Genomic DNA, 24,275 nt, shown 5'->3' with positions numbered 1-24,275 from the left:
CGGACCGTACAGCCCTTATTTCGGCGAAAACGGGGTGTTTCGCGTGTCTCGCGGACACAGGAGACCTTATTCGCTTGGAAACGCGCCATTTTCAGCGAATATGGTGCAAATAGCGGAACCACGGTCCGCTAAGCTATCGAAATAGCCCGCTTTTGCTCAAATAGCGGCCTGTGTGTCCGCAAAAAATGTCAGCGAACTACTTCAACACGCCCATGCCTCTACCGTGTGTTCCTGCGAGGCTTGTTTCTGTTGTGCGCGGAAGCTTTCGCGTTCGACGCGGACCGTACAGCCCTTATTTCGGCGAAAACGAGGTGTTTCGTGTATCTCGCAGACACAGAAGACCTTATTCGCTTGAAAACACGCCATTTTCAGCGAATATGGTGCAAATAGCGGAACCACGGTCCGCTAAACTATCGAAATAGCCCTCGATTGCTCAAATAACGGCCTGTGTGTCCGCATCCAATGCCAGCGAACTAACTTAAACTCCCCATGCCTCTATCGTGTGCCCCTGCAAAGGGATCGTAATCGGCGCTGTTAAAAAAGTCCTCTCCCAACGATCAAGGTCGTTAGGAGAGGACTTTTTTGTTACGCAAGCTAACGCGTTACAACTTATGATGCACCAGCGAGGCTTGTTTCTGTTGTGCTTAACCACTTTAACGACCGACGCGGACCGTACAGCCCTTATTTCGGCGAAAACGGGGTGTTTCGCGTGTCTCGCGGACACAGGAGACCTTATTCGCTTGGAAACGCGCCATTTTCAGCGAATATGGTGCAAATAGCGGAACCACGGTCCGCTAAGCTATCGAAATAGCCCACTATCGCTCAAATAACGACCTGTGTGTCCGCAACCAATGTCAGCGAGCTAACTTAAACAACCCCATGATGTAGACTGACTCATGTCGCACACAGTACAGATGCCGTTACCAAACAGAAGCCTGCACAGTACAATATCCTGATGACATGATTATTTATTTAGGAGGGTTAGAATTGAAGAACAGATCCCATAAATCAGCTTGCTCCTCTAAGAAGCTATGCTCAAGTATGCGGGAGGTCTCCTCTAAGAACGTGGATCGTTTCCAGCATCGGCTGCGCGGAAACACTTCGTTTAACTTCGGACATCGACATCGCTTCAACAATCTAACAGACCGATTCATTCCTGGAATCGGAACGCATCGACACACGTTCCACGGTATCACGCAAATCGCTGATGGGCATCGGCATTCGTTCTCTGGCATCACAGGCCCAGCGATTAATGGGCAGGGGGCTAGACACTTCCACCGTTTCCGTCAACTCACCCGTTTCGCTGATGGACATCGGCATCTCATGTCCGGCAGAACGAGCGTCCCGATAAGAGTTAGCGGTTCGACACGACATAAGCACGACATCATTATCGAAAGTATAAAACGAATCTAAAACAGCAACAGCCAAGGGAACTGATGCATAGACAACTATCCATCTATCCATCCCCTTGGCTGTTCGGCTACTTAAGCCTTAACAGTCGGTCATCCTGTGCGGAAGGATTGCCCCTCCCGTCTGTATTATTCGTAATGATATACATTTCCCCGTTATGAATGCTCACGCTCCGAATACGTCCTTCACCCTCCAGCAGCGTCTCCAGCACACCGCGCTGAATGTCATAGCGATACAAAGCTTCGCCTCTTAAGGCAGCTATCAAGAGTTGACCATCTGCATCTATATCGATTCCGGATGGCGCGATCGCGGTCTTTCCCGTATGATAGATCGGTGTCAGCATGTCTTGCTGCTGCTCATCGCCGATGATATTAGGCCAACCATAGTTGCCGCCTGCGACTATTTTATTGATCTCATCATGTCCGCCAGGTATCCCAGATGGGCCATGCTCCGCAACATACATCTCTACGGCCTCGTTCCATACGATTCCTTGCGGATTCCGATGCCCATATGAATATACATAAGATTCAGGATATGGGTTATCCTCTGGTACAGATCCATCGAGCTCCATTCGCAGTATCTTGCCTGCCAGACTGTTGAGATCTTGCGCTAACTCCTCTTTGCCAGCATCACCTGTCGTTATATAAAGCTTCCGATCAGGTCCGATTCCCATTCTTCCGCCATTATGGTTAAAGGAGCCCGGAATATTCTCTAATAGTGGTTTAATTTCCTTCCATTTGTCCTCCGATTGCTGCAAGAGAACGACACGGTTCAGAATTTCACCTGATTCTTTATAGGTATGGTAAGCATATGCGAGCCTCGTATCGTTATAATCTGGCGCGAGTACGAATCCGAGGAAGCCTCCCTCTCCTTGATCATGTATGTTCTTCGATAGAACCACGCTCTGTCGACTTAACTTCGTTCCGATTAGCTGAACGATCTGTCCTTCACGTTCACTGATGTAAATCGTGTCTCCCGCTAAAGCAATATCCCATGGAGTACGCAGCTTCTCGGCTAATACATCATAACGAGCCTCATTCGCAACAGCATCGCTTGCCTCTGAACTATGCTCAGAATTGTGTCGAACCTCTGCAGGCTTCGCATCGAAACACGCAGTCGTGGTCAACATCAACGCTGTAGATAGTAACACCAAGAGCATCCGTCTAATCCCGATCATGATTCCCCCCTCACCTGCATCGTCACAAGCCTTTACATCCTGATCATGTTCTTCTGTCCTTCTCACGTTTCCATTATATACCATATATTAACACTCAATCTCATTTTACTTAAAATGAAACTAGAATACGAATATGCGCATTGACAGAACAGAACATATGTTCTATAATGAAGTTGAAATGCATGAGTACTCCAACACACTTCATGAAGGAGGAAATGATATGATGAGAAGAATTCCAACTCCGTTTAGCTATTCATCAGCTGTTGAAGCGGGGGATTACGTGTTTCTCGGTTTGCATCGTGGATTTGGGGAGAACTTTACACAGCAAATACATCATACTTTTGAGCATTTGAAAGAAACTCTACATAAATGCGATACCTCACTAGATCAGTTAGTCAAGGTGAATGTTTACCTCAAGAACATTGACGATCTACCTGAAATGGAAAAGGTATTCTTCGACTACTTTGCTGCTGATCAGTTTCCTGCAAGAATGACATCAACAACGCAATTTATAGATGCCGATTGTCTCTTAATGGTAGATGGTGTGGCCTATAAACCACGCGCTTCTAATCCATAAAGCAAGCAATACATAAATATAGCAAAAAGACAGCAATCTCCTGCTGTCCTTCGATAAACTTAAATTCATTCAACAATCCACTTATTTATTTCATATGCGCTTCATATATTCGAACTGCGATCAGTACCGCCATTTCACGAGTACAGTTCCCTTTCGGATCGAAATTGCCATCCATCCCTTTTACATATTCATGCTTCGCCATATATTTAACATTATTAATAAAGTAAGGCGCGATCTCATTATCATCTGCAAACTCCGGCGCGCCGGCCGTCGAATAGTCAGCGCTAGGTGCTATTACTTGAATCGCGCGGCTCATCATGGTTGCCACCTGCTCGCGATTCGTCAATCCATTAGGTTCAAACTTGTTATTGCCAATCCCATTTATGATACCAAGTTTATAAGCCTTCAGTACTTCTGTATTGTCTGTATCGATAAATGTTGTAGCAGGAGCAGGCGTTACCGACTTATTCACATACACTTCATATAATCTAGCGGCAAGCTCTGCGAACTCCTCGCGTGTAATCGGAGAATTCAAATTATCCTTTACCGATTCTGTAATCAGTCCATACTTCTCTGCTCTCTTAACTTCGGGAACGGCCCAGTTGCTGACATGGACATAATCAACCGGTTTAAAGGATACGGTATTCGAGAATGGAGAAGCTGTATATTCTTTCGTTTCGGTCGAATACACCACATAGAATACTCGAAATGCATAATCAGTCGCTCTAAAATGGTCACCTGCTGCAACTTCCGGCTTGAATTTCGCTGTTGTTGATTCAGCAGCTTGTCCAGCTCCCCACTCATTCAACGCGCGTTTCTCTGAAATATAGGGCTTTCCTTTATACGAATAGTCAACATGAACTTCAATCTTATTCTTGGCATCCTCAGCTTGCGCTTCCAGCAGCATCGCTTTCACACTCTGCGGATTATCCCATGTGAGATGAAATATCGGCATCCTGTCAGAATCTTGAAACAGCTGAACCTTAAGATTGGACGGAGCTTCAAGTGTAGAGCTTGCTGCTTGTGCTTCCGGTGTGAGTGGAACAAGAATGACGAGCATGAGCACGAGTGATAACATCTTCTTGTACATGGCTTGCTCCTTTCTGCTGTAACATGTCGATAACAATAATGTTATGTCTAGCATCTCATTTGTTCGTATAAGTGTCTACCCTTTTCATGGAAACATCTGCAGAATATGAATGTCCAACATCCGTTCTTGCTTGCTCCTGAGCTAATCCAGAATCAACATTTTTGGAAGTCTGACTGTGAAAGTGCTATAGTATCAAGTAGAATACTTCATATGCATTGCGTTAGGAGTTGAACTGCTTGACAGATCGGAACGAGCCATGGATTGACGAAATGCTGAACCAAAATGAAACCAAGATGACGGAGAAGCAGGAGAATATCGTAAAAGCGGCTATCGAGATATTTTCTGAAAAAGGGTATGCGGCATCCTCTACCAGCGAAATCGCTCAACGCGCGGGCGTAGCGGAAGGGACGATATTCCGTCACTATAAGACGAAGAAAGATCTGCTCTTGGCGATTATCACTCCAACTATCGTCAAACTAATCACTCCGTTTGTACTGCGCGAGTTTCGCGATGTGCTGAATACGAAATATACGAACTTTGAGCAATTTGTGAGATCCTTTACTGAGAATCGAGTCGAATTCGCCCTTCAGAATAAGAAATTGTTTAAGATTGTTATACAGGAGCTTCCGTTTCAACCTGATCTTCAATCACAGCTGCAAGAGTTAGTCGTGACTCTGGTAAAGAATCAAGTTTCATCTATTGTTGAACATTTTAAGCGGGAAGGTCAAATCGTTCAACTACCGACAGATACCATTATTAGAATGATGATATCTGTCATTGGAGGATATATATTGACCCGTACTTTCCTGCCAATTGGTACGAGTGATGCTTGGGACGACAAGTCTGAGCTTGATGCCACGATCACATTTCTGATCAAGGGATTAACCCCTTAGCCTATCCATCATATTAAAGCAAAAACGCCTAAGGAGTACATCCTTAGGCGTTTACGGTCCGAAAACTTAAATCTTGCGGTATTTCTTCAAGGCTATAATATTCATGGTAATAAATAATGCTGCGAATCCGACAAGCATAAGCAGGTTCCCGCTAATATCACTTATCCCCTCGCCCTTATACATAACCCCTTGCAGTGCGTCCCCAGCGTAATACATCGGCATAAATCTTGCAATAACCTGCAGCCAGTCCGCCATCCCGTCTACTGGGAATATCCCTGCGAAGAACACTTGAGGAACAGCGACGATCGGGATAAACTGTACCATCTGAAATTCTGAATTCGCAAATGCCGAGAGCAGTAGTGCCAGCGATAAGGCGACGAGCCCTAACAGTAGATTAATAAGAATCACATTCCATATGGAACCAACCAGTATGATGTCCAGCACCTTCGTCGCGTATAAGACAACGATAACCGTTTGAATGACGGCAAATATTCCGTATCCTGACAAATACCCCAACACGATCTCACTTCTGCGGATGGGTGTCGCTACTATGCGATCCAACGTGCCCGTTGTTCGTTCTCGAAGCAGCGAAATTCCCGAGATCAGAAATACGAAGAAAAATACGAAGAATCCAACAAGTACGGGACTTACTACATCAAAGTAGGTCGTATCTTCATTTCCGTAAATGTACGCAATCTCAACATTAGGCAGCATGCTGTCCGTTAAAGCTGCCGTGTTAGATCCACCTTGAGCGGCCTGCTGCTTAGCAGCGATCGCAGACATGACCTGCTGAACTTTGATCTGCAGCCCTTTCGTCACACTCGGATCAGCATTTTCTATAGTCAATCGTATTCCGCTTCTGTCTAATTCCAGAATTCCGTCCAGATTGTTGTCTCTTATCACGACCGCCGCATCCTCTGGCTTAGCGATATCGACAACTTCGATGTCCATTGCTTGCAATTGCTCGGTAATCACTGCATTCGAGTTAACCATACCGAGCCTAATATTAGTCGAAGAATTACCTGTGAACAGAAAGTATACCAATGTTAAAATGAGCAGCGGAGCAACCATCATAAGGGCGAGTGTGCGCTTATCACGCAGCATCTGCTGACATATCCGTTTAATTAGCGCCAGCGTTCTCATATCGATTCTCTCCCCGCTTTAATAAATACTTCTTCCAAGTTGTTGATTCCGTACAGCCGCTTTAGTTCAGCTGGAGACCCAGTCGTAATGATCTTCCCTTCACGTACCATAGCAAGACAGTCACATCTTTCGGCTTCATCCATGACATGTGTCGTTACAATGATCGTCTTACCCGCTTGCTTCAATCTGTCAAGCTCATTCCAGATCGAATAGCGCAATTCAGGGTCCATGCCGACTGTCGGTTCATCCAGCACAAGCACCTGTGGATCATGCACGAGTGCAATTGCTAAGGATAAACGGCGTTTCATCCCGCCGGAATAGGCTTCTACTTTCTTAGACAGATCAGATGTCAATTGAACTAGATTGGCCACATACGCGATACGCTGCTTCTGTTCTTGTCTAGACAACTGAAACAGCGACGCGAAGAAATCCAGATTCTCTTTGCCTGTAAGCTCAGGATAGAGTGCATCGGATTGAGCCATGTACCCGATATTTTGAAGAATAGAAAGATTAGGTACAACAGTTCCTAACACCGTCACATTTCCTTTCGTCGGATTATCCATCCCCACTATAGTGCGGACGAGCGTTGTCTTCCCCGCTCCTGATGGGCCGATCATACCGAATATTTCACCGTGCTGAATCGTGAGATTCGCATTACTCAGGACTTCCTTCTTGCCATATTGCTTACTGACCTCAGAAACAATCACTGAAGCGCTCATATGCATTCATCCCTCCGAATAAAAGTGAGTAATCACTCACTTTTATTGTAATCGTTTTTTTATAAAAGTAAATGAATATTTTGCTTTGAACCTTCCCTTTACCCTATGCAGAGATGGTTGTCTCTATCGCTTGCAGATAAGGGCATCATCACATACTATAGAAGCAATACTGGATCCATTGAACCATAGCATTAGAACAAGGGCAACAGTTATCTAACAGAGATTCAAATTGAAGGTGAATATTTGATGAGCATGGAACTATATACATCGTTTAAACGAGCGAACGCAGTACTCAACCGCTCAATGCTGCAATTAAGTGCGCCAGATCTTAGCTTGCGCATTCATTTTTGGGGCTTCATGCCCGAGCATTATGACAATGCACGTCATCGGCACTCCTTCCTGGAGGCCTGTTATGTGATGTCTGGGCACGGTACTTATACTGAAGGCACCGAGACATATGATATAAAGCCAGGTACAAGCTTTATTTCTCGGCCTGGAATCTGGCATCAGATCAAGAGCAAGAACGGTTTAGCCATATGCTATGTTGCGTTTGAACCAGACGAGTCAGCGTGCAGCGAATATTACCTTAACGGTTATCAGCTGCTAATGAATCAGAAGAAGACCATTATATCCGATGTAAGCACTCAATCAACAGGCGCTTTATGGAGTGCATTAGTCAGCATGTTTAATGAGCCTTATTCTTATCCGCCTATGGCGATACAGAGTACAGCCTTGTCACTGCTGCTATCCTTTATCCCGAACCATTCAGCTCACACGAAAGAGTCCGAGGCTGCACAAACCGTTCATGCGAGCGTCGCATTGTTTAACCAAGCTAAGCTCTTTATAGACGATAACTTGAGCGAACCGCTATCGTTGAAGCTTGTCGCGAGTCATCTCAACATATCACCGCGTCATTTAACGCGCTTATTTTCCCAATATCAGCGGCAATCCTTTGTCCATTACATTCAAGAGCAGCGATGCCAGCTGGCGGCAGACCTAATTCTAAATTCAAATAGAGCCATTAAAGAAATTGCTGCCTACTGCGGATTCGAATCCGTGCATTATTTTACACGTGTATTTACAGTTAAACTCGGTGTAGCACCTGCTAAGTTTCGACGGTCCCAATTCTCAGAAGGCCGCTCAGGGTCTTTATCGTTTCCTGTTGCTCCTTCGATGCAATCTCAGGATCAGAGTCCGGACCATTAGTTGTGGAAATTAATCACATGTCCTAATTGTACAAAAATGATTCTCCTTATTGTAAATACGTTCTCCACAGCTTCTTCTATAATGTGATCGTATCATGTCATAGAGAGGAGTTGTGGGGAACAACATGCAAACCTTTAACAAGCTCCCTATAAACTACATTCATGAAACCGATTCAAATAAGTTGAACATGTTTCATGGCTGGGAGAAACTATTATCCGATATTATTAGTAATTATCAGCATGCTTCTAACGGTAATCAACCGTTTCAAGTCATCTTGGATGGTACGCACGGAGCACCATTTGATGCCTTTTTCAGCAAACTGAATGACGCTTGCTCCCAAGCAGGTATTCAGTGTTCATCCTTCTATACTGGACAATTCACGAAATCGGAGGGTGAGCTTCGCGAGCAATTCGCTCGTTATCTAACCGATAATCGTGCTTTCGGCTATGTAGCTGCTGATGTCAAGCCATCTGACTACTTCCGTGCAGAAGCGAAGCATGATTTGGCACAAAAGTTGCAAATGGACGCGCAAAAAAGCGGCATCCAGCTTGTATATGGACCTGGTGCGCTGTGGTTGAATGATTACTCTTATAACTTGAGTTATTACGTTGATTACTCACGCGAATTACAGCAACGTCGACATAAGGAAGGAATGGGCAACTTCGGCTTCGAAGTTACCAAAGACTCCGTTGTGGCTTATAAGACCGCTTACTTCCTAGAGTGGCCGGTATGGGAAACGTATCGTCGCGAATGGTTGGACAAGTGCGCGCAGGAAGATGCCAAAAACGTATTCTATATGGATCTGAATCGCGTGAACGAGCCTGTATGGATGACAATTCCTGACTTGAACAGCATGCTGCAAGCTGCAGCAAAGCAGCCGTTTCGAGTTAAGCCTTTCTTCGCGCCTGGCATATGGGGCGGGCAATATTTGAAAGAGCTGTGCGACCTGCCTACTGAATGGACCAACTGTGCATGGGGCTTTGAGCCGATCGCTCCTGAGAACACGATGCTATTAAGTGTTGGACAAGGCTTCATCGAGGTGCCTTTCCCGCTGCTGTTAGAAGCGGAACCAGAAGCGGTCATGGGATCGCGCAGCGTTGAACTCTTCGGGGACTACTTCCCGATTCGCTTTGACTACTTAGATACGATTGGCGGAAGCAATCTTTCTCTGCAGGTTCATCCTCGTCAGGAATATGCGGAGTCTGAATTCAATCAGCACATGACTCAGCAGGAATCGTATTACATTATGGAACATAAGCCTGACGCTAAAGTCTATCTTGGCTTGCAGGACGGCGTAAGCGGCCAACAGCTGTTAGACGCGGTTGATGCTTCGCATTCTCAGAAAGTACCGCTTGATATGAACGCTTATGTAAACGAAATGAATGCGAATAAAGGCGATCTGTTCTTGATCCCTCCTGGAACTGTGCATTGTTCCGGATCCGGCAATATGGTGTTGGAGATCTCATCGACAACATGGTGGTTTACCTTCAAGATCTATGACTATCTGCGACTGGATGCCGATGGCTTGCCTCGTCCAATCAACCGTGATCATGCTTCGCAAAACATTAATGACGAGATGAATGAGACAGCTGCGAAAAAAGGCATGATCCAGCAGCCAATTGTACACAAAACTCAAGGAGCGAATCGTGAAGAGATCATCGGTCATCGCGATGACCTGTTATTCCAGGTTCGCCGACTTCATCTGCAAGATAGCTGGATTGATGATACCGCGGGTGAATTCGTTATGTACAACCTGGTTGAAGGACAACGCGTGCGGCTCGTTCCAGAATCGAACGAAGCAGCTTCTGTAGAATGGGGTTATGCTGAGGCGTATATAGTGCCAGCTAGTGTGGGCCGCTATCGTCTTGAAAGTGTAAATGGCGAGCCATGTACCCTAGTCCGCGCCAACGTATCGCCTGATTGGGATACACCGCTTCTGCCCCACAATTGGCATGCACGGAAGGGATGATGCGTATGGAGCATCACGGGATGACACCAGATCCATCGCATAATGTTAATTTGAACAGCGGAACTGGTAGAATGATCACCATCGCGATTGACGCTGGCGGTACTTATCTGAAAGTGGCGCTGCTCGAGAATCGCCAACTGCTGGCAGCTCCTAGGCTCACTCAGCCATCATTTTCGGATCTGTCGGCACAAGAGATCATCCTCGGTTTCGCTGATGTGATTGAGTCGTTGCTCAACAAGTATTGCGCTGATCATACTCCCCTCGATAGGAGTCGAGACGAAGTTCGAATCGGCTTCGCTTTTCCAGGGCCGTTCGATTACCCTGAGGGAATCGCGCTTCTGCAAGGCATGGGCAAGTATGACAGCTTGTATGGAATGAATGTTAGGGACCTGCTGAAGCAGGAGCTTGCGCGAAGAGCCGCTCTACCGCAGGCTAAGCCGTGGGCTCCCCTGCTTGCAGGGGCTGGCATCGTATTTGAAAACGATGCCACTGCGTTCGCCCTAGGCGTCAGCCTGCAATACCCTGCCGAGCGGCTGATCTGCCTTACGCTCGGCACAGGGCTTGGCTCAGCGTTCATCGATTGCGGCACGATCATCGCGGGTCAGCGAGGTGTGCCGCAAAACGGGATGCTGTACGCTGAGCCTTACCGCGGAGCGCCTGCCGATGACCAATTCGGCCGGCGCGGGATTCTCGCTATGGCCGCTGCACATGGTCTGCGGCCTAGCGAGCTGGATGTGCGCGGCCTAGCAATAGCCGCGCAATCGGGCGACATGAAAGCGGTCGCTTTATTCCAAGACTATGGTCAGCGGCTTGGTGAGTTTCTGAAGCCGTATGCTGCGTCCTTCCAACCCGATCGCATCCTGCTTGGCGGTCAGATTGCCAAGAGCTTCGACTTGTGGGCTGCTGATTTGCACGCAGCAATCGGTATGGAAGCCCTCTCAATCTCGCCGATATTAGACGGTATGGAGCAGGTATATCTCGGCATTGACCAACTATATTGACTCACAGCTATTCTAAATATGCATCCATACTATGAATAAAGGGGTTATCTTATATGTCCTTGAACCAAACTAAAGTGGTTAAGCCGTCCCGTCCTTGGACAATCTACGTTATTCATCATTCTCACACGGACATCGGTTATACCGAGCGTCAAGAGAAGATCGAGCAGTTCCATGTAGACTTCATTCGCCAAGCAGTTCGTATCGCTGACGCTGGGCATCGCGGAGAGAAGCAAGAGTGGAAGCCATTCCGCTGGACATGTGAAACATTCTGGGCAGTTGAACGCTTCCTTGAGCAAGCGACTAGCGAAGAGAAAGCCCTGTTTGAACAAGCTATTCTGCGCGGCGACATTGAACTGTCGGGCACTTATCTGAATATGACTGAGCTGCCAGACATTGATCTGCTCAATCGCAATCACAGCTTGGCTCAGAAATATGCTCAATCCTTCGGTCATCAGATCGACAGCGCGATGACAGCCGACATCAACGGATACGGTTGGGGCTACGCTTCAAGTCTGATCCGCAATCAGATCAAGCATCTGTTCAGCTGTATCCATACTCATCACGGCATGTATGCACTAGGACGCAAGCAAATGCCGTTCTGGTGGGAAACACCTGAAGGTGAACGTCTCCTCGTCTGGAACGGAGAGCATTATATGATTGGTAACGAACTCGGTATCTGCCCGAACGCATTGGGCAAATACATGATCAAGGATGAGATCAAGCATGTGCTCATGGAATCGGATGAGCGTCATCTTGAGGTCGCTGAAGAACGTATGAACCGCTACCTGTGGAATCTGGAACAGGAGCAATATCCATATAACTTCGTACCTGTGATGCTGTCCGGTCTCGGTACAGACAACGCTTCACCAAACGCGCGCATCGCGGAATGGATTGCAGCATGGAATAAGGAGCACGGCACAGAGATTCGGGTCGAGCAGACGACGCTGTCTCAGTTCTTCGCCCGCTTGAAGCAGGAGGACTTGTCCGAACTGCCTGTACATCGCGGCGACTGGCCTGATTGGTGGTCTGACGGTGCAGCATCTACAGCGATGCATACTCAGATGTATCGTGACGCGCAACGCACACTGCGCAAAGTAAAACGCCTTGACCCGAATGCTGAAGTAGTGAGTCCTGCTGAATTGGACGATGCTTCAAATGCATTGACGATGTATGCGGAACATACATGGGGTTATCATAGCTCGATCGGCGAGCCATGGCATCCGCAAGTGCAGATGCTTGAGATCCGCAAGCAAGCGTATGCTTCTAAAGCAAGCGAGCTTGTCCATCGCGCACTCGATAAAGTGCTTCTGGCTCGCAACGGAGCAACTCTGTATCCAGAGCGCGCGCTGCGCTACGAGGTTATCAACACGGAGCCTGGTACTGCCCTTCAGCATGCCGCTCTGAATCTCGACGGCTGGGAACATACGATGATTGAGAACGGATTTAGTGTCATCGATGAGACGACTGGAGCAGAATTGCCGTATCAGATGAAGAACACTCATTCGATTGTCGTCGAATTGACTCTAGCACCGAACGAAGCACGTACGCTTCAACTCGTACCGAATAAGGATAAGGCTAGTTCCATGTCTCAAGGGCATATGTTCACGACGTCCAATACCGTTCTCATCGGCGCTGATGGCGTACAAGATATGGAGGATATGATCAGCACGAAGACCGATGATCAAGGGATCACGATCAAATCGAGCTCGATTGAATCCAAATATGTGCGAATCGAATGGTTGGCTGGTGAAGGAATTACGGCGTGGATCGATAAGACAGAACAGCGTGACTTGTTAGCTGCAGATCGCAATTATGCTGCGTTCTCGCCTATCTACGAGCTGACACCTGTAATTGATGATCGTGATCCTGTACAAGTGTGGTCCGCACGCGCACGAATGGGACGCAATCGCAAAGGCATCAATGTCCAGCGAGATGTAGGCCGCCTCACTCGAGTAAGAACACTCGAGAAAGGTTCATTGTACGCTACTATGGAGCTTCAGTATGAGGTTAAAGGGATGAGCTACTATGCTCTCTTTATCAAGGTATATGCGAATAAGCCTCGTGTCGAAGTATCCGTTCGTTTGCATAAAGACAGTGTATGGATGCCGGAAAATGTGTACGTTGCTCTTCCATTCACGCAAGGCGAACAATCCGAATTGTTCGTAGAGAAAGCAGGAGCGCTTGTAAGACCGTGGAAGGATCAAATTCCAGGTACATGCCTAGATTATAGTGCTGTTCAGGAAGGACTATTCTGGCGTTCCGCTGCTGACCAACGCGTATTGGCGCTCTCAATGACCGATACACCGCTGCTCCAGCTTGGAACTCTAGAGCATAGCCAACGCTATGTTCATACTCAGCAGTCAGAGGATCTGAAGCCAGAAACATATGCATGGATTCTCACCAACTATTGGGAAACGAACTTCAAAGCGACTCTAGGCGGATTCTACGAGTTCAGATATGCAGTAGAGATGCTGCAGCCTGCTAGCAAAGAACAAGCGCTGCATGCCCTTCATGCCTCTACAGGTGGATTCACCGTTCATCGGGTCAATGGCAATTCGAACTAATTAATCATCTTCCTATATAAAGGGGATGCCTCATAAGTCGGTTATACGACTTGTGAGACATCCCCTCTTCTTACTTTTATCGAACCCAACCTATTTCTTTCTTCCAATATAGAGCAAGTGGGAGGACACTCCGAGCAGATGCGGATCTGAGGACGATTCATAGATCAATTTCATCAATTGATGAAACGTCTCTTCACCTTGTTCTCTCCAATAATTCCACTGATCCTCCGATAAACGTCCAGCTATGCTAGACGATCCTATTAAATCCAATGTCTTAAACCCGCAGCTCTCCATAAAGGGCTTAATATCATCAATATGATAATAATAAGCTCCAGTAAACCGTCCGTCATCCTTATGATTGAAGCACCCATCATCCATGAAAGATATTATAGCATCCATACGATCAAGCGGCTTCCACATCTTCGGAAACATCAACGCATTCTGCACCTTTCGAATCCGAGTCATGAATGCAACATAGACGACGCCGTTCATTTTCGTTACACGATATAATTCTCTCACGGCAGCAATCTGATCCTCTTCTGTTTGCAAATGATACATAGGACCGAGCATCAGAGAAGCGTCATACTGCTCGCTCGAAAGTTTATGCAAATCTCGGGCATCAAGCGCGTAGAAACCATCAAACTGGTTGATGAGCCCTAGTTCATTCGCCTTGTCATGAGCTTGATCCACTAGCTTGGATGTCAAGTCCGCCAAAGTTACTCGATAGCCCAGCTTGGCAAGCTCTATCGAATATTTGCCTGGTCCTGCTCCATTGTCTAATACCTTGCCGACTGTCGGGAGATGCTTCTTGATATGGTGCCAATTGACCATGAATTCAAGAGGTTCGCGATCAAGCCTTCCCCATTCATCAAATGTAGAATAATAGCGAATCACCTGTTCCATTTTCGCAGCGCCCCCCAGAAATGTAAATTTATCCAATTATACATGTGCATCTAGGCTTAGACAACAACAAAGTACAGCTCCTGACAGGGATGACATCTTTGTTCCGTAATCTGACTAAAAATCAAGAAAAACCGTTGCATTATAGTATCTTTTGGATACCGCCTGGAGATAGGACGCCTGTACCGATAGTGCGGCGATAACCAGCACGTTGCTCACTACCTTCTGCTGAGCCTTCGTGATATGGGACATGTTCTGTGTTATGCGATCTGCGCAGCTTCGTACCATGCTCTCAAGCTGAGAATCCTGCGATTTCGACACTGAATGTTGTCCTGCCTTATCGAATACTTGGTCATGATTTGCATCCAACTCTTCTAACATAGTAGTATACGTATAATAGAATTGAACGGGATCGATCAATTCGGATGAAGTGTGGTTCGATAACTGAGGAAAGAACAGTGCTTGAAACAGCTTGCGTATAGATAAGAAATCTAGATTGATCTTCAGGTCATCGATGATGTAGAGCAGCGCCGCCTGATGGATTGAATATTTCCTGCCTTCCTTAATCGTATCGAACATATCCTTGAAGTCTCTCTTTACCCAATTCTGTATCGAAGTGATCGAGAGATTCGAATGCTCGATTAAGTGGCCTAGATCAGCAATCTCATGCAGCGAGAAGCCATTGAATTTGTTGCCTTGTATGATCTTCTCTATAATATGCGGTACCTCAGTTGATAAAAATGCTGGAAGTGAACCGCCCTTCTGACAAGCCTGTTGATGGCTCTCGGTCCACGCTTGTTGAAGTATGGATATAGGCGTCTGATCGTAAGTTCCTTGCATTGACAGCAATAACGATGACATCTCTCTGCGGGCAAGCGTAAAGGATTCCATTATGCTTCCCTCCTTACACATATTACAAGTTCATATGAACTCTATCATAGCATCGACCAAAAATGTATGTAAAGGCAAGAGATTTGATGAAAAAGCAGGTTCTTACGATCATTACGTACGTTTATGTTGCTACAATGAACGTAAATGCTCATGCAAATCATTTGTATAATTCCGTATTAGTTCGTAGAATTAGTTCATATGAACCTAAATTTATTAGCAAAGGGATGGTAGTCGAATTGTTGGACAGTGACAGTAGGATATGGTTGAATTTATTTTTAATAACAGTATTAATTGTGTTAACCGCTTTCTTCGTAGCAACCGAGTTTGCAATCGTTAAGCTCCGCTCTAGTCGAGTGGATCAGTTAGTGCTTGAGGGACGAAAGAATGCCCTCGCGGTTCAACGTGTTACGAGCAATCTGGATGGTTATTTATCAGCTTGTCAGTTGGGTATTACGATTACAGCGTTGGGACTTGGTTGGTTAGGAGAGCCTACAGTAAAGGAAATTCTTGAGCCACTCTTCATTAGCTTGAACATTCCAACTGAGATCAGTACATTGTTGTCTTTTGTCATCGCCTTCGCTTCCGTAACGTTCTTGCACGTCGTGATTGGAGAGCTGGCGCCTAAGACAGTCGCTATTCAGAAAGCTGAAGCAATAAGTTTATTTACTGCTAAGCCGATTATCTACTTCTACAAAGTCATGTATCCATTCATATGGGTTCTGAACGGCTCTGCCAACATGATTGTTCGTATCTTTGGTATGAAGCCAGCTAACGAACATGAAGAAGCGCACTCGCAAGAAGAGATCCAGATTATATTATCTGAGAGCTACCAGAGCGGTAAGATTAATAATACCGAATATGGATATGTTAGCCGTATCTTTGCATTTGACGAAATGCTAGCTAAAGAAATTATGGTACCACGCATGGACATGGTATGTTTATATACAAATAACACACTTGATGAGAATATGGCCATCATTCGCAGAGAGCAGTACACTCGCTTCCCTGTCGCAACTGGAAGCAAAGATAATATCGTCGGTATTATCAACACGAAGCAGTTGTTCTTGGAATATGATAATAATCCAGGCTTCGACTTTAAGAAGTTGGTTCATCCCATATTAACGGTTCCGGAAGTCATTCCGGTCAAGTCTTTGTTGAAACGCATGCAGCAGGAGCAGGTTCATATCGCGCTCTTGGTTGATGAATACGGCGGCACATCCGGTATCATCACGATTGAAGATATATTGGAAGAGATCGTCGGTGAGATTCGTGATGAATTCGACTCTGATGAACGGAAAGACATCGAGAAGCTGAACGATAACAGCTATCTGATCGACGGCAAAGTTCCACTGCACGAGTTCTGTGACATGACAGGTCTTGATCTTGGAGATGAAGAGGTAGATACCGTCGGCGGTTGGGTATTTAGTCAGAAACATGATGCGAAGCTTGGCACCGAGATTCAATATGATCATGTAAAGATCATCATTCGGGATATGAGTAAGAATCGCATTCGGAGAATCGAAGTCATCATACTTGACAGTGAGCCTACACCAGAGATAACCGCAGAAGTTTAATTAATAAGGACACTCCAAGGAGTGTCCTTATTTTGTAGCAGAGCCAATTTCATATGAGGAGACGTTACTGTGACGAAGCTATGGGCAGCTATTAAAAAAGGAAATACCTCTTCAGCTATCGCAGCTCTAGGAAATACAGGGCTAGCCGTTATTAAAGCAATCGCCGCGAGTATTAGCGGAAGCGGAACGATGTTTGCCTCTGCCATGCACTCGATCGCGGATGCGATCAATCAAAGCTTCGTATTTCTCGGCAGTATCCTGGCCGAACGCAAACCTACTAAGCGTTTTCCTACCGGCTTCGGCCGCATCATTCACTTATTCTGCATGGCAGCCGTTATCGTAGTCACGATTATGGCATACGAAACTGTGCTTAAGGGTATCAAGCTGATCCAGCATCCAGAGCAAGCCTCTAACTTCTGGCTGAACTTTATCATATTGATGATCGCCGCACTGATCGACGGCTCCATTCTGTATAAAGCGATGAAGGAGATCATGAGAGACGCTCGCGTTCATGCGAAGGGATTGCAATTGATTCCAGCCGCGTTCAAGAACGTCGGCCGTGCAGCCCCTCCTACTCGTCTCGTATTCTACGAGGACATTGTGGCAACACTCGGGGCGCTATTGGCTCTTGTAGCTATCGTACTTGCTGAGGTCGCGGGCTTAACCATATTGGATGGATTCGCTACGATCATGATTGGCCTGCTGATGATGGTTGTAGCTTATAAGGTCGGTTATGACAACATGGTTGGACTGATCGGTGTAGCTGCTCCGCTTGACATCGAAGATCGAATAACCAAGCTCATCTTCTCAGATCCAGACGTGAGGGACATTAGTCGCATGCGAATCTTACAGGAAGGTCGAACTTATCATTTAGAGGCATACATCGAGCTCCGCAAAGGTTTATCTCTAGCAGAGGCTGGGATGATCACTGGTCGAATTAAGGCTGTACTGCTGAATGATCATGATATCTCTGATGTGACCATTGGCATCATTGAAGACGATGGTGTAGACAATTGGAATACGAAGTCCAAACTAGTGCACTAACATCATACCGATAATAAAAACCTTCAACCCACGTTGGGACTGACTCCCTTTTACGTGTGTTGAAGGTTTTTGCGCTTGCTCTATCTATCCTCTTTCTGACGAACGATCGACAGCCCCTCGACGTGCTTGCGCTGCATGAGCTTCTTCTTCTTGCGATTCTCCTTCGTCTCAAAGATGATATCGAAGTCGTAATCCTCAGGATACAGCTCCTTCTTCTCGATATAGAGCGTTAACCTTTTCTGATTAATCCAATATTTCTGCTTCTGAATCATGACTCCAACATTGCCGCGGTTGTCCGCTAATTCAAATACGATTCCTGTTCGTTTCAAATAAGCGACATAAACACAGTCCCCGATCTCAAGCTGCTTAACCGCTTCTGCACATACCTCAGCCTCTGCTTCAGCTTCAACTTTAGCTTTTGCTTTAGCCCCCTGATCATTCGCACTTTTCGGAGTGGTTGACCGCATATTGTTCTCGTAAGGCTGGACCTCCGGCACCAAATGATCAAGGCTGCCTTGCTCTCCGCCTCTGCTCTTCGCAATCTCCTCACTTCTGCGAATGATGTCTGCCGATATCCCTAAGCTCTGCGCAATCAAAAATGCGTAGCTGTGACCCGCTTCGCCGATGCGCAGCTTATACCGAGGCTTCAACGTTTCGGAATCAAATTCCATCCGCGCATTCTCGAAACCTGGCGCGATGCTTGCAAAGTGTTTAATCTCATTATAATGGGTTGTCGCAGCCACGGTTGCGCCCTTGCGATACAGCTCTTCCAGCATCGCGATGGACAGTGCCACTCCCTCTCCTGGATCAGTTCCGGACGCCATCTCATCAATAAGCACCATCGTTGAAGCATTCGCCATCTTCAAGATGTCAATCATGTTCCGGATATGCGCGGAAAATGTGCTCAGTGAATGCTCGATGCTCTGTTCGTCGCCAATATCGGCATATACTTGCGTAAACACCGAGAGCATGCTCTCTTTCTTCAGCGGCACAAGCAGCCCGGATTGAACCATCATGGTCAATAGGCCTACCGTTTTCAGCGCCACCGTTTTCCCACCGGTATTCGGTCCCGTTATGATCAAGGTTTTATACTTAGAGCCGATCAGGAAGTCGAGCGGCACTGTTTTACTTCCGAGCAGCGGATGCGTCCCGCCTTGAATATCGACGATCCCTTGATCATTAAGCTGAACCGGATTGCCGCCAATCCCATGCGAATATTTCGCCTTCGCGAACAAGAAGTCATAGGCGCCGACTGTCTCTACATTAAGGAGCAGCTCATGCTGCGACTGCTCCGCAAGCTCCGTCAGATAGCCTAGAATTTTCAGCTCTTCTCTGCCCTCATCTGAGCGCAGCGCGATCAGCTCATGCTGCAGCTGGGCGATCTCGCTCGGCTCAATATAGACCGTCTGGCCGCTGGACGATTCATCCAGCACACTGCCATTTACGAGCTTGCGATGCTCCTTCTTGATCGGCAGCACATAGCGGTCACCGCGCAAGCTTACGAGATGCTCCTGCATAATGCTGCGGTGCTTCGATAGCAGCGTTTGAATGCGGCTCTTAATGCGATCTTCGATGATCGCCATCTTCTTGCGCACCTTGTTCAGTTCTTTGCTGGCGGCATCCGTAACTCTCCCATTGCGCAGGCAGCGCTCAATCTCCGACTTTAACGATGCCAGCTCATGCATGGATGTCGCGTAGCTGCTGACTACTGGCGCCAGCTGCGCCTTGGAAGCCATGTACTTCTTCAATTGCGCGCAGCTGTTGAGAAACATATACAGATTCGAGAAATCCTGCTCACTGAATATATACCCCGTCCCTAACAAGTCAAGAATCGTATCGATGCCTTGAAGCGAAGGAATCGGTACGCTTGCTCCATACTTCAGAATCTCTGTCGCCTCAGTCGTTTCATCAAGGGCATGCTGAACAGACTTCAGCTGAGTCAACGGCTGCATCTGTTCAATATGCTGTCTACCCGCATAAGAGAGCGCATAGTTCATTACCTTTTCTTTTACTTTGTCATATTCCAAGCGCTGCAATGTACGTTGATCCAATGTGATCACTCCTTTTTCAATAAAAAAAAGGCAAAGAATAACGTTTACCGTCATTCTTTGCCTTGAAATAAACCTGCTATCAACCCGTATAAATAAAAAAACCGTGCTGAAGACAGCACGGATGACGGGCGCATAGACAAGATCTTATCTAGGGCATTAATGGATATCCGCTGTTCTTAACTAAATTCGCAAGAGCTGTTTGCACGTACAACAAATAAACGTCTAAAGACGCATATTTGAAAACAAATGCATAACAGAATCTCGCTATTGAATTGATTAGTTAAGAACGTTCACCGACATCAAAAACTCTCCCTTAATTCAGATAAACTAATTATATGTAAATTACTGCCGTAAAGTCAATGCAGCTGTTCACCATGTTCAGTCCTAAACTCCACTTTCACTTTCAACTCTTACGCCAAGTCCCATTCTTCATGAATCTTCGGCACATCGGAGATTAACTGCTTCGTATAACGTTGCTGCGGGTTCATAATGACATCCTCCGCACTGCCGCTCTCTACTACTCTGCCCTTCTCCATGATATAGATCGAATCGCTCACATAATAAGCCAGACCCACATCATGTGTGATGAAGATGATCGTCATCTGGTTGTCTTCTCGCAGCTTCAGCAGCATATCCAGAATCGTTGATCGCGAACAAGCATCAACCATCGACGTTGGCTCGTCGGCGATCAGCACCTTGGGATGCAGGATGAAGATGCGTGCGATCATCAGTCTCTGCATCTGCCCGCCCGACAGCTCAAATGGATACTTATTGTGAAGCTCCTCGTACTTGAGATTGACGAACGAACAAGCCTCCTTCAGCTTATGCAGCTGCTCCTCTTTCGTCAGCTTCAGCCCCTGCAGCTTAATACAATCGAGCAGCAGCTTATCCACCTTATGAAAGATGTTGAATGACGAGAACGGGTCTTGAAAGATCGCCTGAATGTCCATCCAGTACTTCTTGCGTTCCGCATGCTTGGTGAGAAGTCTTGGCTTGCCCTTATATTCAATGATGCCGCTCGTTTCCTTCAGCAGACCCATAATGATCTTGGCAAGCGTCGTCTTGCCGCTTCCGCTCTCGCCTACGATCGAGACGATCTCCCCTTCATGGAACTGAAAGTCAACATCGCTGACCGCGAGCGTTTTCTGCTTGCCATAGCCGAATGTTTTCGATATTTTATTGCCGCTGATCAATACTTTATTGCTCCTCAATGTTATACCACTCCCTCAGCGTATCCGTATCGAAGAGACATCGATAGCTTCGATTGTCATCCCGCTTCAGCCCGATCTTCGCTTCTCTACATTCAGATCTCGCATACATACAGCGATCGGCGAATCTGCAGCCTCCAATCTTGAGCTTGAGGTTTGGCGGAGCCCCAGGAATCGCGGTCAGCTTATTGCCCTTCATCCCTGCTTCCGGCACGATGATGGATCCCATCAGCTTCTTCGTATATGGATGCAGCGGATCAAATATCATCTGCTTCGCTGTGCCATGCTCGACGACCTCGCCCGCGTACATGACCATGATGTCATCCGTCACATGATATAGGAGCGGCAGCTCGTGCGTGATGAAGACGAGCGACTTGATGAACTTCCGGTCCAGTAGCTCCTTCAACAGCTTAATGACCGCTTTCTGTGAAGTTACATCGAGCGCTGAAGTCGGCTCATCCGCGATCAGTACCTTAGGATTCAGTATCGTCGATATCGCGATGACTGTTCGCTGCTTCATCCCGCCTGACAGCTCATTTGGGAAAGAATTGAGCACTTTCGCAGATAGATTCAGCGATTCGAATCGCTCCGCGGCCATCTCCCACACCTGTTTTCTTGTCAGCTCAGGCTGATGCTCCTTCATGATATCCTCGATGAAGCGGATAATCTTCTGCGTCGGATTTAGCGCATTCATCGCCGCTTGCGGAATATAAGCGATCTCACGGCCTAGCACTTGCGTCCGCAATCGCTCCTTATCCAACTGCATGATGTCTACTCCATCGATAGCAATGGAGCCGCTGTTATAATGCAGCGGCGGAAAATAATACCCCATCAGGCTCAAAGCCAGCGTAGACTTGCCGCAGCCGGATTCTCCAGCAATCCCAAGTGTTCGGCCTTCTTCCAATACAAAGTCAACACCATCCACCGCGTACACATTTTCCTTATGCCGGGTTCGATAATAGGTCTTTAAACCGATCACTTCCAATATCGCTTTGCTCATAATTAGCTCCTTATCTTTGGATTAAAGATTTCATCCATTCCGGTATTCATGAGAAAGAGCGAGAACGTAATAACGGCAATCGACATCGCAGCAGGTATAAACGCCCACCATGCCCCCGCAACTGGCGCTTCGAACACTAATGCCCAGTTCATCAAGATGCCAAGTGAGATCGTATTGTACGGCCCTAGTCCGAGCATCGAGATCGATGCTTCCGACAGAATGCCAGACGCCGTCTGCAGCACAAATGCCATTACAATGTATGACCCGATGTATGGAAGAATTTCAAACGCGATGATTCTCGGAGTATTATGGCCTGATATTTTCGCGATGTTGACGTGATCCCTGTTCCGCAGCGATATCGTCTGCGCGCGTACCGCTCTCGCTGTCCATGGCCAGCTCGTGATGCCGATGATGATCGCCGTGACAAGTGAGCTTCGGGAATCGATACTGACGGAGATTAGAATCAGAATGATGAAGGAAGGAATGACGATAAAGATGTTCGTTACCGCTGTAAGCAGATTATCAATTAATCCCCCGAGGTAGCCTGAGCATAAGCCTATAATGAGACCTATAATAGTGGCGCATATGCCTGCTATTAAACCGACCTTTATCGAGGTTTTGATTCCATAGACCAATTCCAGAAACACATCGCGGCCAAAGTTGTCAGACCCCAGCAGCATGTCATCATTAGGCGGTTGAAAAGCGAGCGCGATCATTTCCAGCGGGTCATTCGTATTGATCAGCGGGTACACGGTGACAAATCCGAACATCATAAGAAGCACGGCCGTCCCGATAACAAACTTCGGAGATCTCAGTAAGATACGAATGGAATGACTCATATCAGCGTTCCTCCATTTGCGCAGCCTTGATTCTCGGATCGATGAAGCCATATACAATCTCAATCGTGAAGTTGGCGAGCAGTACGGCAACTGCGATTAACAGCGTGCAGCCCGATATTAACGGATAATCTAATTGGCGAATCGCCGTAAACAGCCACGTTCCGATGCCCGGATAACTGAACACAATCTCCGCAATCAGAGAGCCGCCAACCATCGTGCCGATGGACAGAGCCAGACCTGTAATTTGCGGTAGCATCGCATTCTTAAACACATAGCCTGCAACCTTCGAATCCCGAATGCCAAGCAGCTTGCTGTAGAGCACATAATCGGAATTCAGCTCATAGATAGACATCTCGCGCATCCCGATGGCCTGCCCGCCGATCGTAACGAAGACAATCGATAGAAATGGAAGTGTATGGTGACGCAGAACGGAGCCGATGAATTCCCAGCTAAGCTGAGGCACCATCTGATAGTCGTAGCCGCCGGACAGCGGAAACCACTTTAAGGTAAGGCCGAAGATGAACAGCATGATGATAGCTAATGTGAAAAATGGGATCGAGTTGACAAACAGCGCGGCTGGAAAAATGACTTTGTCGTAGATCCCCTTCTTATAAGCGGCTACCGCCCCCAGAATGTTGCCCAGTATCCATCCAACTAGAATAGCCGGCAGCTGCAGCGCCACTGTCCACGGTACAGCGGAAGCGAGTATGTCCGTTACCTTCTTCGGGTATAGACCGAATGAGGTGCCTAGATCGCCTGTAAATAGATTCTTCAAATAAATGAGATATTGAGTACCTATCGGCTTATCTACGCCAAACTCCTGAATGAATGTTTCATATACTCGCTTGATCGTATCGCTGTCTGTCATCCCAGCTGTCATTTTCGTGACGATAATACTGACCGGATTGCCCTCGATCATTCGCGGCAATATAAAGTTCAGACTGATTGCAATCATGAACGTTAGAAAATACCATAGAAACTTCTTAATAAAATATTTGGTATAGACATTCAAATTCAAC

General features: G+C 46.8%; 20 protein-coding genes. 9 read left to right on the top strand and 11 right to left on the bottom strand.

All coding sequences use genetic code 11. The annotated features are described in order from the left end of the window. Nucleotides 1-987 precede the first annotated feature (987 nt). Nucleotides 988-1,413 (top strand): YmaF family protein, encoded by a 426-nt coding sequence (locus AC3WTP_RS13230; RefSeq protein ID WP_492395084.1) that lies wholly within the window; start codon nt 988-990, stop codon nt 1,411-1,413. A 67-nt stretch (nt 1,414-1,480) separates the two neighbouring features. Here AC3WTP_RS13230 and AC3WTP_RS13225 read toward each other — a convergent pair whose 3' ends face one another. Next, nucleotides 1,481-2,587 (bottom strand): PQQ-dependent sugar dehydrogenase, encoded by a 1,107-nt coding sequence (locus tag AC3WTP_RS13225; protein WP_492395083.1) that lies wholly within the window; start codon nt 2,585-2,587, stop codon nt 1,481-1,483. Nucleotides 2,588-2,807: 220 nt separating this feature from the next. Here AC3WTP_RS13225 and AC3WTP_RS13220 point away from each other — a divergent pair, with 220 nt between their 5' ends. Further along, the gene (locus AC3WTP_RS13220) at nt 2,808-3,164 is read left to right on the top strand and encodes a RidA family protein (RefSeq protein WP_492395082.1); all 357 of its coding nucleotides are present in this window, start codon (nt 2,808-2,810) and stop codon (nt 3,162-3,164) included. A gap of 85 nt (nt 3,165-3,249) precedes the next feature. Here AC3WTP_RS13220 and AC3WTP_RS13215 read toward each other — a convergent pair whose 3' ends face one another. Continuing rightward, nucleotides 3,250-4,254, bottom strand: a complete 1,005-nt coding sequence (locus AC3WTP_RS13215) for an S-layer homology domain-containing protein (protein WP_492395081.1) — start codon at nt 4,252-4,254, stop codon at nt 3,250-3,252. Nucleotides 4,255-4,490: 236 nt separating this feature from the next. On the opposite strand from AC3WTP_RS13215, the gene AC3WTP_RS13210 reads away from it, so the two are divergent. Further along, complete coding sequence (locus AC3WTP_RS13210; RefSeq protein ID WP_492395080.1) at nt 4,491-5,147, top strand: TetR/AcrR family transcriptional regulator; 657 nt, start codon at nt 4,491-4,493, stop codon at nt 5,145-5,147. Between the two features lie 66 nt (nt 5,148-5,213). On the opposite strand, the gene AC3WTP_RS13205 is transcribed toward AC3WTP_RS13210, so the two are convergent. Together AC3WTP_RS13205 and AC3WTP_RS13200 are read right to left on the bottom strand one after the other, a co-directional pair. Then, on the bottom strand, nt 5,214-6,290 hold the full coding sequence (locus AC3WTP_RS13205) for an ABC transporter permease (RefSeq protein ID WP_492395079.1): 1,077 nt from the start codon (nt 6,288-6,290) through the stop codon (nt 5,214-5,216). Continuing rightward, complete coding sequence (locus tag AC3WTP_RS13200) at nt 6,287-7,009, bottom strand: ABC transporter ATP-binding protein (protein WP_492395078.1); 723 nt, start codon at nt 7,007-7,009, stop codon at nt 6,287-6,289. Before AC3WTP_RS13200 ends, AC3WTP_RS13205 begins: the two co-directional genes overlap by 4 nt. A 246-nt stretch (nt 7,010-7,255) precedes the next feature. Here AC3WTP_RS13200 and AC3WTP_RS13195 point away from each other — a divergent pair, with 246 nt between their 5' ends. The 4 genes from AC3WTP_RS13195 (at nt 7,256) to AC3WTP_RS13180 (ending at nt 13,749) form a co-directional block, all read left to right on the top strand. After that, nucleotides 7,256-8,215 carry a helix-turn-helix domain-containing protein gene (locus tag AC3WTP_RS13195; RefSeq protein WP_492395077.1) on the top strand — a complete coding sequence of 320 codons (960 nt, stop codon included), beginning with the start codon at nt 7,256-7,258 and terminating at the stop codon, nt 8,213-8,215. Nucleotides 8,216-8,339: 124 nt separating this feature from the next. Then, a complete protein-coding gene (locus AC3WTP_RS13190) occupies nt 8,340-10,184 on the top strand; it encodes a class I mannose-6-phosphate isomerase (protein WP_492395076.1) in 1,845 nt (614 codons plus the stop codon). 20 nt (nt 10,185-10,204) lie between these two features. Beyond that, the gene (locus AC3WTP_RS13185) at nt 10,205-11,185 is read left to right on the top strand and encodes an ROK family protein (RefSeq protein WP_492395075.1); all 981 of its coding nucleotides are present in this window, start codon (nt 10,205-10,207) and stop codon (nt 11,183-11,185) included. A 53-nt stretch (nt 11,186-11,238) separates the two neighbouring features. Beyond that, nucleotides 11,239-13,749, top strand: a complete 2,511-nt coding sequence (locus AC3WTP_RS13180; RefSeq protein WP_492395074.1) for a glycoside hydrolase family 38 N-terminal domain-containing protein — start codon at nt 11,239-11,241, stop codon at nt 13,747-13,749. A 90-nt stretch (nt 13,750-13,839) separates the two neighbouring features. Here the strand turns inward: AC3WTP_RS13180 and AC3WTP_RS13175 are convergent, their stop codons facing one another. Both AC3WTP_RS13175 and AC3WTP_RS13170 read right to left on the bottom strand, forming a co-directional pair. Further along, nucleotides 13,840-14,652: a class I SAM-dependent methyltransferase gene (locus AC3WTP_RS13175; RefSeq protein ID WP_492395073.1), complete on the bottom strand. Its 813-nt coding sequence runs from the start codon at nt 14,650-14,652 to the stop codon at nt 13,840-13,842. A gap of 114 nt (nt 14,653-14,766) precedes the next feature. Then, nucleotides 14,767-15,540, bottom strand: coding sequence for a DUF1836 domain-containing protein (locus AC3WTP_RS13170; RefSeq protein ID WP_492395072.1), 774 nt, complete (start codon nt 15,538-15,540; stop codon nt 14,767-14,769). A 224-nt stretch (nt 15,541-15,764) separates the two neighbouring features. Between AC3WTP_RS13170 and AC3WTP_RS13165 the strand changes: the two genes are divergently transcribed. Together AC3WTP_RS13165 and AC3WTP_RS13160 are read left to right on the top strand one after the other, a co-directional pair. Continuing rightward, nucleotides 15,765-17,114: a hemolysin family protein gene (locus tag AC3WTP_RS13165; protein WP_492395136.1), complete on the top strand. Its 1,350-nt coding sequence runs from the start codon at nt 15,765-15,767 to the stop codon at nt 17,112-17,114. A 69-nt stretch (nt 17,115-17,183) separates the two neighbouring features. Further along, entirely contained in the window at nt 17,184-18,158 is a 975-nt protein-coding gene (locus tag AC3WTP_RS13160; protein ID WP_492395071.1) for a cation diffusion facilitator family transporter, read from the top strand. A gap of 80 nt (nt 18,159-18,238) precedes the next feature. On the opposite strand, the gene AC3WTP_RS13155 is transcribed toward AC3WTP_RS13160, so the two are convergent. The 5 genes from AC3WTP_RS13155 to AC3WTP_RS13135 form a co-directional block, all read right to left on the bottom strand. Then, nucleotides 18,239-20,209, bottom strand: a complete 1,971-nt coding sequence (locus AC3WTP_RS13155; protein WP_492395070.1) for an endonuclease MutS2 — start codon at nt 20,207-20,209, stop codon at nt 18,239-18,241. Nucleotides 20,210-20,619: 410 nt separating this feature from the next. Then, nucleotides 20,620-21,420, bottom strand: coding sequence for an ABC transporter ATP-binding protein (locus tag AC3WTP_RS13150; protein WP_492395069.1), 801 nt, complete (start codon nt 21,418-21,420; stop codon nt 20,620-20,622). Beyond that, nucleotides 21,407-22,417, bottom strand: coding sequence for an ABC transporter ATP-binding protein (locus AC3WTP_RS13145; protein WP_492395068.1), 1,011 nt, complete (start codon nt 22,415-22,417; stop codon nt 21,407-21,409). The genes AC3WTP_RS13150 and AC3WTP_RS13145 overlap by 14 nt, the downstream gene beginning before the upstream one ends. A 2-nt stretch (nt 22,418-22,419) precedes the next feature. Further along, nucleotides 22,420-23,256, bottom strand: a complete 837-nt coding sequence (locus tag AC3WTP_RS13140) for an ABC transporter permease (RefSeq protein WP_492395067.1) — start codon at nt 23,254-23,256, stop codon at nt 22,420-22,422. Nucleotide 23,257: 1 nt separating this feature from the next. Then, complete coding sequence (locus AC3WTP_RS13135) at nt 23,258-24,268, bottom strand: ABC transporter permease (RefSeq protein ID WP_492395066.1); 1,011 nt, start codon at nt 24,266-24,268, stop codon at nt 23,258-23,260. Nucleotides 24,269-24,275 lie beyond the last annotated feature (7 nt).

The organism is Paenibacillus sp. EB106-04-04-XG159 (assembly GCF_058791835.1).
This window is presented reverse-complemented; position numbering and strand designations above follow the sequence as displayed.

Coding starts and splice junctions, on each gene's coding strand:
- AC3WTP_RS13215 (WP_492395081.1), bottom strand. CDS start 4,254: ATGTACAAGAAGATGTTATCACTCGTGCTCATGCTCGTCATTCTTGTT.
- AC3WTP_RS13190 (WP_492395076.1), top strand. CDS start 8,340: ATGCAAACCTTTAACAAGCTCCCTATAAACTACATTCATGAAACCGAT.
- AC3WTP_RS13165 (WP_492395136.1), top strand. CDS start 15,765: ATGGTAGTCGAATTGTTGGACAGTGACAGTAGGATATGGTTGAATTTA.
- AC3WTP_RS13175 (WP_492395073.1), bottom strand. CDS start 14,652: ATGGAACAGGTGATTCGCTATTATTCTACATTTGATGAATGGGGAAGG.
- AC3WTP_RS13205 (WP_492395079.1), bottom strand. CDS start 6,290: ATGAGAACGCTGGCGCTAATTAAACGGATATGTCAGCAGATGCTGCGT.
- AC3WTP_RS13180 (WP_492395074.1), top strand. CDS start 11,239: ATGTCCTTGAACCAAACTAAAGTGGTTAAGCCGTCCCGTCCTTGGACA.
- AC3WTP_RS13200 (WP_492395078.1), bottom strand. CDS start 7,009: ATGAGCGCTTCAGTGATTGTTTCTGAGGTCAGTAAGCAATATGGCAAG.
- AC3WTP_RS13185 (WP_492395075.1), top strand. CDS start 10,205: ATGACACCAGATCCATCGCATAATGTTAATTTGAACAGCGGAACTGGT.
- AC3WTP_RS13170 (WP_492395072.1), bottom strand. CDS start 15,540: ATGGAATCCTTTACGCTTGCCCGCAGAGAGATGTCATCGTTATTGCTG.
- AC3WTP_RS13145 (WP_492395068.1), bottom strand. CDS start 22,417: ATGAGCAAAGCGATATTGGAAGTGATCGGTTTAAAGACCTATTATCGA.
- AC3WTP_RS13220 (WP_492395082.1), top strand. CDS start 2,808: ATGATGAGAAGAATTCCAACTCCGTTTAGCTATTCATCAGCTGTTGAA.
- AC3WTP_RS13225 (WP_492395083.1), bottom strand. CDS start 2,587: ATGATCGGGATTAGACGGATGCTCTTGGTGTTACTATCTACAGCGTTG.
- AC3WTP_RS13195 (WP_492395077.1), top strand. CDS start 7,256: ATGAGCATGGAACTATATACATCGTTTAAACGAGCGAACGCAGTACTC.
- AC3WTP_RS13140 (WP_492395067.1), bottom strand. CDS start 23,256: ATGAGTCATTCCATTCGTATCTTACTGAGATCTCCGAAGTTTGTTATC.